Genomic DNA, 11,254 nt, shown 5'->3' on the forward strand with positions numbered 1-11,254 from the left:
GTGCTTGCGCGGGGCAGGTCCATCCCCTAGCTATGGGACATGGCCATGGCGGAACCCTCACGCACACAAATGACCGACGGCCTTGGCCGCCGGATCAGCTATTTGCGCATATCCGTCACCGACCGCTGCGACCTGCGCTGCCGCTATTGCATGGCGGAAAAGATGCAGTTCCTGCCAAAAAATCAGGTGCTGACGCTGGAGGAGATCGCGCTGCTGGCCGACCTGTTCGTGGCGCGCGGCATCAACAAGATACGCCTGACCGGCGGCGAACCACTCGTGCGCCGCGACATTGGCGATCTCGTGTGCCGGATCGGGCGGCATCTGGGCAATGGGCTGGGCGAACTGACGCTGACGACCAACGGCACCCGTTTGACCAATCATGCGGACATGCTGGCCGATGCGGGCGTGCGCCGGATCAACGTGAGCCTCGACAGCCTGGACCCGGTACGCTTTGCCCATATCACCCGTGGCGGCGACATACAGGCGGTGTTCGGCGGGCTGAAAGCTGCGCAAGCGGCGGGGCTGGCAATCAAGATCAACATGGTGGCGCTGAAAGGGATCAATGACGATGAAATCCTGCCGATGCTGCGCTGGTGCGACGCTGAAGGCCTGGACCTGACACTGATCGAGACGATGCCCTTGGGCGAAACGGGCGAGGACCGGACCGACCATTATCTGCCGTTGAGCCAGGTGGCGGACGACATTCGCGCGCATCACGCCATCACCCCCCTGCCCGACCGCACCGGTGGCCCCGCACGCTATCACGGCGTTGCGGGCATGACCGCCCGGCTCGGCCTCATCACCCCGCTCACCAATAATTTCTGCGCCGATTGCAACCGCATCCGCATGACGTGCGAGGGCAAGATTTTCATGTGCCTGGGCCATGAGGATCATGTCGATTTCAAAGCCGCGCTGCGCGAAGGCGGATTGCCCGCGGTCGAGCCGCTGATCGACCGCGCCCTGCGCTTGAAGCCCGCGCGGCATGACTTCCGCATCGGTGCCGGTGAAACCGCGCCTGCAACCCGTCGTCATATGAGCGTCACCGGCGGATGAGCGGCGAGATTCGGCGCGCGCTGGTCGTGTCCCCTACCCAGGCAGCCAAGGCCGCCGAGGAACGGTTGCGCGCCACCTATGACTTCGTGCCGGTCGATCAGGCCGAAATGATCATCGCGCTGGGCGGCGACGGCTATATGCTCCAGACGCTCCATTCAATGCTGGAAGCACGGCGGATCGTCCCGGTGTTCGGCATGAACCTGGGTACGGTCGGCTTCCTGATGAACGAATGGCGGCTGGAGCGGCTGGAACAGCGGCTGGAAGCGGCCAAGATGTTCAAGGTCAATCCGCTGCGCATGATCGTCGATACGGTCGATGGCGAGCGTTTCTCCATCCCCGCCATCAACGAAGTGTCGCTGCTGCGCGAAACCCGCCAGACCGCCAAGCTGGAGGTGCAGGTCAATGGCCGCGTAGTCCTGCCCGAACTGGTGTGCGACGGCGTGCTGGTGGCGACGCCGGCGGGATCTACCGCCTATAATCTGTCGGCCCATGGTCCCATATTGCCGCTGGGATCGGCGCTGGTCGCGCTGACCCCGATCAGCCCGTTCCGCCCCCGTCGCTGGCGCGGCGCGATCCTGCCGGAAAACACCATCATCCGCTTCACCGCGCTCGATCCGGTCAAGCGCCCGGTCAGCGCCGTGGCCGACCAGCGCGAAGTGCGCGACGTCGCCCAGGTGGAAATCAAGATCGACCGCACGACCCCGCTGACCTTGTTGTTCGACCCCGAACATACGCTGGACGACCGCATCGCGGCCGAACAATTCATCGCCTGAACGGGGGCTTGAACGGGACCAAAGCCCGGCCTGACGGGGAGCCAAAAAAATCATCAGATTAGCGCTTGCCAATTCTTAAAAGCCGCTGCTATAGGCGCGGCCTGCCCGGCGGAAGTCGGGCTGCTCCCCGATAGCTCAGCGGTAGAGCATTCGACTGTTAATCGAATGGCCGTAGGTTCGAATCCTACTCGGGGAGCCAGATTTTCCTGCCAGCGCGGCGATGCAGCCGCCCGCAGGAAAGGCTCCAGACTTATCCGATACTCTGCTTCAGTCGCCCTCATCCGGCGGGCTGAACACCGACCAGCCGGTACGGCGGGCCAGTTCCTCCAGCGCCAGCGTGCCTAGGCAGCTATTGCCGCTGGCGTTCAGGCCCGGCGACCAGACCGCGATGGCAGCGCGGCCCGGCACAATCGCCAATATTCCCCCGCCCACGCCCGACTTGCCGGGAATGCCGACGCGGAAGGCGAAGTCGCCCGATGCGTCATAATGGCCGCAGGTGAGCATCAGCGCGTTGATGCGGCGCGCCCTGCGCGGAGAGATTACGCGTCCCCCGCCCGGATGCCGTCCGTCGAGCATCAGATAGCGCCCAGCCAGCGCCAGTTGCCGACAGCTCATCTCGATCGCGCATTGGTGGAAATAGCTGCCCAGCACCAGTTCGGCGGGATGCCGCACATTGTTGAAGGCGCGCATATAGTTGGCGAGCGCCATGTTGCGAAAGCCCGTAGCGGTTTCCGACGCGGCCACCGCTTCGTTGATGGTGATGCTGTCATCGCCAGCCAGGTAACGGACAAAGCGCAGCATCTCGCCAATCGCCACGCGCGGTTCGTGACCGCCCAGATTGACGTCGGCGACGACGATCGCACCGGCATTGATGAATGGATTGCGCGGGATACCCTGCTCATGTTCCAGCTGGGTGATCGAATTGAAGGCATTGCCCGACGGCTCGCGCCCGACCCGGTCCCACAACTGGTCGCCGACCTTGCCGAGCGCCAGGGTGAGCGCAAACACCTTGGACACGGACTGGATCGAAAAACCGGTGTCAGCATCGCCCCCGGTCAGTACCCGGCCATCGGCCGTGACAATGGCGATGCCGAATTGCGCCGGGTCGATCGTGGCGAGTTCGGGGATATAGGTCGCGACCTGCCCGCGATCCTCCATCGACGCCATGGTGGCGGTGATGTCGGCAATGACGGCTGGAAGATCGAGGCTCATGCCTTTGCCCTAACCCTGTTGCGCAAAGCCGAAAGGCCGCATCGAACGATCATACAGACTGTATGACGCCTCGATACGGCCTTTCCAAACGCTCAATTCAAAGGAGGCGGAAATACGCTCCGGGCAGGATCAGTCGTCCTGTTCATTCTCGCCCGACAGGTCGAGCGAATGGAGCGGCTGGACCGTGGAAATGGCGTGCTTATAGACCAGCTGAACCATGCCGTCGCGTTCCAGCAACATGCAGAACAGGTCGAAGGCGGCGATTTCGCCCTGAAGCATCACGCCATTGACCAGAAACATCGTCACCGGACTGCCCGATTTGCGGACGGCGGTCAGGAAGATTTCCTGCAACAGCTTGGCCTTGCCATTGCCGTCGCTGGCCTTGCGCAGGTCGGTCAGGTCCATCGACTGGGCGGGCATCACGGTGGAGATGGCGTGCTTATACACCAGCTGTGACTGGCCATCGCGGCGCAGCAGCACGGAAAAATTGTCGAACCAGGTGATGATGCCTTGCAGCTTCACGCCCTTGACCAGGAACATGGTCACCGGGGTCTTGCTCTTGCGCAGGCTGTTCAGGAAAATGTCCTGAAGATTGTTCACTTTATCGGCCATGGTCTCTGCCGGTCCTTTATTCTTGGCGGGACGTTACCCGCTCTTGCACCCCTGGGCAGGGTGTCTTGCCTGCCCCCGCTTGTCGGGGGCAGGGATAATCGTATCGCAATTGCGAAGGGGCGTCCATGGGGAATGAAACGCCTCTGATCGTCATCCTATTCCTTGCCGTCGGTGATCCCCAACAGCTTGAGTTTGCGGTGCAGCGCCGATCGTTCCATGCCGATAAAGGTCGCCGTGCGCGAAATATTGCCGGAAAAACGGCGGATCTGGATGCGCAGATATTCCCGCTCGAAACTCTCCCGCGCCTCCCGCAGCGGCGCGCCCATGATCGCGGACTGGCCCATGCCTTCGCCGCCGCCGCTGCTGGTCAGTTCAGCGGGCAGCATATCCAGTTCGATCCGGCCGATGCGATCCCCTGGCGCCAATATCATCGTGCGTTCGATGACATTGCGCAGTTGCCGGACATTGCCGGGCCATTCATTGGCTTGCAGCGCCGCCATGGCGTCACTCGCCATATCGGGCGGCGGCACGCGGCGTTCGGCCGCGAAACGGGCAAGATAATGTTCGACAAGCGGCGGAATATCGTCGCGTCGCTCGGACAAAGGCGGGATGACCAGCGGCACGACGTTGAGGCGATAGAAGAGATCCTCTCGGAAACGCCGTTCCTCGATCTCGGTCGACAGGTCGCGCGCAGTCGAGGAGATGACGCGGACATCGACCTTCACCTGACGCTGGCCGCCGACGCGGGTGAAGCTCTGGTCGGTCAGGACGCGCAATATCTTGCCCTGCGTCGTGATCGGCATGTCGGCGACTTCGTCGATATAGAGGGTGCCGCCATGCGCCTGTTCCAGATAGCCGGGGCGGACGAGGCCGCTTTGGTCCTCCAGACCGAACAGTTCCTCCTCGACACGATCGGGGTCCATGCGGGCAGCGGCGACGATGATGAAGGGGGAATCGGCGCGCCCGCTCCAGCTGTGCAGCATCCGCGCGGCGACTTCCTTGCCCACGCCCGCCGGGCCGGAAATAAGGACGCGGCTGCCAGTGCCGGCAACCTTCTTGATTGTGGCGCGCACGCCATTGACCGCCGCGGATGTGCCGGTCAGTTCATCATCCTGCCCGAACCGGGCGCGCAGCACCTGATTTTCGCGCCGCAACCGCTCCGTCTCGGTCGCGCGGGAGACGAGGTGGATCAGCCGGTCGGCCTCGAACGGCTTTTCGATGAAGTCGGCGGCCCCCTTGCGGATTGCGGCGACGGCAGTGTCGATATTGCCATGGCCAGAGATCATCAGGACGGGAATCGTCGGGTCGCGCCGCTTGATCTCGTCCAGCAGCTCCAGGCCATCCATACGCGATCCCTGCAACCATACGTCGAGCAGGACGAGCGAAGGACGGCGCGAATCCAGCGCCTCGATCGCGCTGTCGCTATTGGCGGCCGTGCGGGTCGTGAAGCCCTCATCTTCCAGCACACCCGCGACCAGATCGCGAATATCCTCTTCATCGTCGACTATCAGAATATCAAGCGCCATTGGCCGTCACTTTTCCTTTGGGCATGGCAATAACCTGCCCTTCTTCCAATTTTTCCAGCGCCGCCGCAGCAAAACGCAATGTTACCGATGCGCCGCCACCCTGCGCGTCATCGAAGCGAATTTCCCCCAGATGTTCCTCGACAATCTTCTTGACGATGGCGAGGCCCAGACCCGTCCCCTTGGTCCGCGTGGTCATGTAAGGTTCCAAGATGCGGTCGCGTTCCGGGGGCAGGCCGATGCCATCATCGCGCACCGTGATGACTAGGTCGTCGCCCATCTGTGCGACCCGCATGGACACATGGCCGCGCGTTTCGCCCTCTGCCGGTTCCGGCTTGGGTTCAATGGCTTCGACCGCATTTTTGACGATATTCGTCAAAGCCTGCCCCAATTGCCGCCGGTCGCAGACCAGTTCCAGATCGGGCGTGTCAGCCTGATAATCGAAGCGGATATCGGGATGCGCAACCTCGTGCAGGAACAGCGCGTGGCGGGCGATGTCGCCCACCGTCTCACGCCGGAACACGGGCTTTGGCATCCGCGCGAAGGAGGAGAATTCATCGACGATCCGCCGCAGATCGCCCACCTGCCGCACGATCGTGCCGGTCAGCCGGGTGAAGGTCGGCCGGTCGCTGGTGATTTCGTCGGCATAGCGGCGCTGGAGCCGCTCGGCGGCCAGCTGGATCGGGGTCAGCGGGTTCTTGATCTCATGCGCGATCCGGCGGGCGACGTCGGACCAGGCGGCGCGGCGCTGGTCGGAGAGTTGCTGGGTAATATCATCGAAGGTCAGGATATGGCCCGACGCATCGTCCGACACCTTGACCGCCAGCGTGCGCAGGTCGCCATGGGCGCGGATCTGCACGATACCCGCGCTTTCATCCGATGCGATCAGATCCGCCAGTTCGGTCGATACGTCGGTCAGCAGGCAGCCGACCGGATCGTCGCCCTCCTCCACCAAAATGGCGGCGGCAGAGCGGTTAAGCAGCTGGATCACGCCCTTCCGATCGACCGACAGCACGCCAGCGGTCACGCCCGACAGAATCGCCTCGATAAAGGCGCGGCGTTCGTCCAGCTGGCTGTTGGCGGCGACCAGCGCGCCGGTCTGCGCCTCCAGCCTTTGGGTCATGCGGTTGAAGGCGGAGGCGAGCGTGCCGATCTCGTCACGAGCCAGCGGACTGGTGACGCGCGCGGACAGGTCGCCCGCGGTGATCCGCCGCGCCGCCGTCACCAGTTCATTGACCGGGCGGACCATCCAGTCGGCAACGGCCAGCGCAATATAGACGGCAATGCCGACCAGCAGCAGCGATCCGACGAACAGGGCGACGTTGAAGCGCAGTTGCAACGCCCGCGATTGCGCCGAAAACACATCATAATCGGCGATCACCTTCTGCGCGCGCTCGACATTGCTGAACGCCCATGACCCCGAATCGCGAGTAGCATAGAGGTAGATTTTCGACCCCGGATAGAGCAAAGTCACCGCCTCGATCTGCTGCGGCTTGGCCTGAACGACGACATTCTCGCCCGCGTTCAAGCGCTTGACCACAGCGGCGGTCAGCATTTGCGCGGCGGGGCGGTTTTCCGGGTCGACCGTGGCGGCGGTGCGCGCGACGCCGTCCTTGCCGACTTCAATGATGGCGGATCGGTTAAGCTTGCGGGTCACGACCTGATAGATGAAGCCTTCGGCAAAGCGCGGGCTGTTGACCTTCGACTGGGCCAGATAGTCGCGCAGATCGCTGGCCATGGTCACCGTCTCGTCGCCGACTTCGCGCAGATTCTGCTCATAATAGCCGCGCGCCAGATCGCTGGCATTTTGGAGCATCCCGCGCGCGCTGTCGGAGAACCAGAATTGCACGCCATATTGAAACAGCAGGGACGCAAAGATGACGACCAGCAGCATGGGGACGCTGGCGACGATCGAGAAGATCGCGACCAGCCGGACATGCAATTGACCGTCGCTACCAATGGCCGACGCGGCTGCGCGGCGCTTGGCGACCCGCCGCCCCAACAGCACCAGCAACGCGATGGCTGGTACAAGATTCGCAACCAGCAGCAGCGCGACGATCGGCGGGGTCAGCAGCGCGTAGGATTGGCCACTACTGGATACGAGCCGGTAGGTCAGCACCGCCATGCCCACGAACAGCCCAAGCGTCACCGCTTCGACCAGTGCAGCCAAACGCCGCCGGCGCAGGAAGGGCGGCAGGTGCTTCCGCCATGCCGGCACCCGCCGGGAAACTGTAGTCGCGCCGCTCATAGTGGCTTTGTTACAACAACCCCGTGCCCGATCAAACACAGTATTTGTCGCATCTGCTGTTACTGGTCGATGCAGATCGTCGGTTCGTCCCGCGTAGCGCTGATCTCAATCAATCGGTCAGACGCAATTGCAGGGGGTCCAGCCCGTAATCGGTCAATTTCTTGCGCAGCGTATTGCGGTTGATCCCCAGCAGCCCGGCGGCACGGATCTGGTTACCATCGACGGTGGCCAGCACCTCCTGCAATAGGATCGGCTCGATGACCGCCAGCAGATCGTCATGCAGATTGCGATTGGGCTGGCCGATGCCAACGCCCAGTTGCCGCTTTGCCCAGTCGCGCACGGCATGGGCCAGATGATCGGCGGGTGCGGCATAGTCGGCCGGGACAGCATCCATCGGCAGCATGTTGCGCAGGATTTCGCCGGTGATGACATTTTCGCGGCTCAGCACGGCCAGGCGCTGCATCATATTCTGCAATTCGCGGACATTGCCTGGCCAGTGATAGACCATCAGCAACTGGGTCGCATCGTCGGCCAGCGTCTTGCGCGGCAGCCCCTCCTGCGCGGCGCGTTCCAGAAAATGGCGGGCCAGCAGGATCACATCCTCCCGCCGTTCGCGCAGCGCGGGCAGGGCAATCGGCACGACATTCAGGCGATAATAGAGATCCTGCCGGAACCGGTTTTCCTCGATCAGTTGGGGCAGATGCTTGTTGGTTGCGGCGATGATGCGGACATTGACCCGAACAGGTTTGGAGCCGCCCACGGTGGTGACTTCACCCGATTGCAGCACGCGTAGCAGCCGGGTCTGCGCCTCCATCGGCATGTCGCCAATTTCGTCGAGGAACAGCGTGCCGCCCTGCGCCTGCTCGAATTTACCCGCAGTGCGGGCGTGGGCGCCGGTGAAGGCGCCCTTTTCATAACCGAACAGTTCTGCCTCGATCAGTTCGCGCGGAATCGCGGCCATGTTGATCGCAACGAAAGGCTTGGTGCGGCGCTGGCCCAGGCTGTGAATCGCTTCGGCCACCAGTTCCTTGCCCGTGCCGGATTCGCCCAGAACCAGGATCGACAGGTCGTTGGACAGCACGCGGGCGATGGTGCGATAGACTTCCTGCATCGCGGGCGATCGCCCGACCAGCGGCAGCCCGTCATGGGGCAGCCCGCCCCCATCCGTTTCCCCGTCAGCTTCATGCCGGGTGCCGAGCGCATCGGACACGGCGCGAGTCAATTCATTGAGGTCGAATGGCTTGGGCAGATATTCAAATGCGCCCTTTTCGGTCGCGCGGATCGCGGTGTTCAGCGTGTTCTGCGCCGACAATATGATGACGCTCAGCGTCGGGCGGGCGGCGATGATGTCGGCCACCCCGTCCAGCCCGTCGCCATCGGGCAGCATGACGTCGGTGATCAGCACATCGGGGGTGAAACTGTCCATCAGCGCGGCGCGCTCGCGGATCGACCCGGCGGTCTTGACCTTATGCCCCTGACGCCGCAGCGCTTCGCCCACCACCACGCAGATGGCGGGATCATCATCGACCACCAGCACGGTTCCTGTCGCGGCCATCAACCCATCCCCATCGGCAGCAATATGCGGAAGGTGGATTCGCCAGCCTCCGCATCGCGCGCATATTGAACAAATCCGTTCATGTCGCGGACCAGCTTGTCCACCAGCGCCAGCCCCAGCCCCTGCCCGTCGCGCTTGCCGGTGATGAAGGGGTTGAAGAGATGGTCCAGAATATGTTCCGGCACGCCCGGCCCGTTATCGACCACGACGATTTCGATCGGCAGCACCGCGCTGCCCTTGCCACCGCCGACCATGACCGACACGCCATGGCGAAACGCGGTTTCGACGCGAATGCGCGGCTTGGCGACATGCTCCAGCGCTTCCGCCGCGTTCTTCAGCAGGTTGATCATCACCTGCACCAGCGCATCGTCATTGATGACGGCAAATGGCAAGGACGGATCGTAACGCTTTATAATACGGACATGCCTGGCAAAACCGGCGGCGGCAATATCGGCTGCTCGGTCGATCAGCGGATAGATGTTGCCGGGGTTGCATTCCAGCGTCCGGTCGGTGGTGAAATCCTGCATCCGGTCGATCAGTGCCGCGATGCGATCAACCTCGTTGCAGATCAGCTGGGTCAGCGCGGCGTCGCGCCCGCCCTGCCCGCCTTCCAGCAATTGCGCTGCGCCGCGTATGCCCGACAGCGGATTCTTGATCTCATGCGCCAATATCGCCGCCGCGCCCATGGCGGAGCGCGCGCCGCCCGATGTGCCGCGATGACCGATCTTGCGCGCCTGGCTTTGCGCATGGAGCGACACGACCCGCCAGCCATCATGATCGACGATCGGCGCAATCATCAGGTCGACCTCCATTTCGGCGGTGCGCCCGGCATGGACCTTGATATCATAAGCCGCGATCGGCTTCTGGCTGTGCCAGATATCGAAGCGCGCGCCGGCCTCCGCGATGCGGATGGTGCGCGCGACGTCGCTGCCGACGATGGCGGACCGGGCCATGTTGAGCAGGGTTTCGGCCCGGACATTGGCTTCGGCAATGCTGTTGTCAGGCCGGACCACCAAAGTCGCCACCGGCAGCGCGGTCATCTGTTCGGCCAGCGATGGCCCGTCCTGCTGCATCCGTAGCGGCGGCACCAGCGGCAGCGTGCCGCTCATGCCGCCTGGCGCGCGTCCACCGGCTCCACCTCGCCCGCAATCAGCGGTTCGTAGAAGCGGGCGAGCATATCCAGCACCTTGTCCGCATCCGGCTCCTGATTGACTGCATGACGGAACTCGGCCGATCCGGTCAGGCCCTTGGTATACCAGCCGATATGCTTGCGGGCCATGTTGACCCCGGTATAATTATCATAATGATCGAGCATCGCCTTATAATGCTCTATAATTACGTTATATTGTTCTTCCAGCGACGGGTCCGGCACGCGCTCGCCCCGGTCCAGCCAGGCCATGACCTGGCTGATCAGCCAGGGACGGCCATAGGCACCGCGCCCGATCATCACCCCGTCCGCGCCGCTCTGTTCCAACGCCATATCGGCATCCTCGATCGAACAGATGTCGCCATTGGCGATCACCGGCAGCTTGACCGCATCCTTGACCGAGCGGATGAAGCCCCAGTCTGCCGACCCCTTATACATCTGGCACCGGGTGCGGCCATGAACGGTGATCAGCTTCGCGCCTAGATCCTCGGCAATATGCGCCAGTTCGGGCGCATTGAGGCTACTATGGTCCCAACCCATCCGCATCTTGACAGTGACAGGCACATCCACCGCCTCGACCGTCGCCTTGATGAGGGCAGCGGCCAGCGGCAGGTCGCGCATCAGCGCGCTGCCTGCGTCGCCATTGACCACCTTCTTGACCGGACAGCCCATATTGATGTCGATGATCGCCGCGCCGCGATCCGCATTCAGCTTCGCCGCATCGGCCATTTCGGCAGGTGAGCAGCCTGCCAGCTGCATCGACACCGGTTCCTCCAACGGATGCCAGGCGGCCTTTTGCAGCGACTGGCGCGTCTCGCGGATCATCGCGGCGGTCGCGATCATCTCGGTCACGTTGAGGCCGCAGCCATAGCGGCGCACCAGCGTGCGGAACGGCATGTCGGTCACGCCGGTCATCGGCGCCAGCACGACGGGCATGTCGATCGTCAGCGGACCGATGGAAATGGGGGAAAGCCTGCGCATGATACTCGAACGATACTGCCTAAAAAACAGGCAGCCCATAGCCGTTATTGGCCCGCGGGGCAAGCGAAGGGGTCTGGCGGAGCTGTCTTAAACGGCAAGCCCGATCGCATCTGTTCGGCACCTTTTTCTGCGTGATCCTTTAGGCATCGC

The 11,254-nt window shown here is 63.1% G+C and carries 9 protein-coding genes and 1 tRNA gene; 3 read left to right on the forward strand and 7 right to left on the reverse strand.

What is annotated here, in order from left to right:
• Positions 1-39: 39 nt before the first annotated feature.
• From moaA to ACODSR_RS11760, 3 genes are all read left to right on the forward strand, one after another.
• Complete coding sequence (moaA, locus tag ACODSR_RS11750; RefSeq protein WP_489076642.1) at positions 40-1,053, forward strand: GTP 3',8-cyclase MoaA; 1,014 nt, start codon at positions 40-42, stop codon at positions 1,051-1,053.
• Positions 1,050-1,826, forward strand: coding sequence for an NAD kinase (locus tag ACODSR_RS11755; protein ID WP_489076644.1), 777 nt, complete (start codon positions 1,050-1,052; stop codon positions 1,824-1,826). The genes moaA and ACODSR_RS11755 overlap by 4 nt, the downstream gene beginning before the upstream one ends.
• Positions 1,827-1,950: 124 nt before the next feature.
• Positions 1,951-2,025 (forward strand) — tRNA-Asn (locus ACODSR_RS11760).
• A 68-nt stretch (positions 2,026-2,093) separates the two neighbouring features.
• On the opposite strand, the gene ACODSR_RS11765 is transcribed toward ACODSR_RS11760, so the two are convergent.
• The 7 genes from ACODSR_RS11765 to dusB form a co-directional block, all read right to left on the reverse strand.
• Positions 2,094-3,038: a glutaminase gene (locus ACODSR_RS11765; RefSeq protein ID WP_489076646.1), complete on the reverse strand. Its 945-nt coding sequence runs from the start codon at positions 3,036-3,038 to the stop codon at positions 2,094-2,096.
• A 129-nt stretch (positions 3,039-3,167) separates the two neighbouring features.
• Positions 3,168-3,650: an RNA chaperone Hfq gene (hfq, locus tag ACODSR_RS11770; protein ID WP_006960545.1), complete on the reverse strand. Its 483-nt coding sequence runs from the start codon at positions 3,648-3,650 to the stop codon at positions 3,168-3,170.
• Positions 3,651-3,805: 155 nt separating this feature from the next.
• On the reverse strand, positions 3,806-5,176 hold the full coding sequence (ntrX, locus tag ACODSR_RS11775; protein WP_006960543.1) for a nitrogen assimilation response regulator NtrX: 1,371 nt from the start codon (positions 5,174-5,176) through the stop codon (positions 3,806-3,808).
• Positions 5,166-7,421, reverse strand: coding sequence for a sensor histidine kinase (locus ACODSR_RS11780; RefSeq protein ID WP_489076648.1), 2,256 nt, complete (start codon positions 7,419-7,421; stop codon positions 5,166-5,168). The genes ntrX and ACODSR_RS11780 overlap by 11 nt, the downstream gene beginning before the upstream one ends.
• Positions 7,422-7,530: 109 nt before the next feature.
• Entirely contained in the window at positions 7,531-8,976 is a 1,446-nt protein-coding gene (ntrC, locus tag ACODSR_RS11785) for a nitrogen regulation protein NR(I) (protein WP_489076650.1), read from the reverse strand.
• The gene (locus ACODSR_RS11790; RefSeq protein ID WP_489076652.1) at positions 8,976-10,085 is read right to left on the reverse strand and encodes a two-component system sensor histidine kinase NtrB; all 1,110 of its coding nucleotides are present in this window, start codon (positions 10,083-10,085) and stop codon (positions 8,976-8,978) included. Before ACODSR_RS11790 ends, ntrC begins: the two co-directional genes overlap by 1 nt.
• Positions 10,082-11,104, reverse strand: a complete 1,023-nt coding sequence (gene dusB / locus ACODSR_RS11795; protein ID WP_489076654.1) for a tRNA dihydrouridine synthase DusB — start codon at positions 11,102-11,104, stop codon at positions 10,082-10,084. The genes ACODSR_RS11790 and dusB overlap by 4 nt, the downstream gene beginning before the upstream one ends.
• Positions 11,105-11,254 lie beyond the last annotated feature (150 nt).

Source organism: Sphingobium sp. FG125 (genome assembly GCF_057809795.1).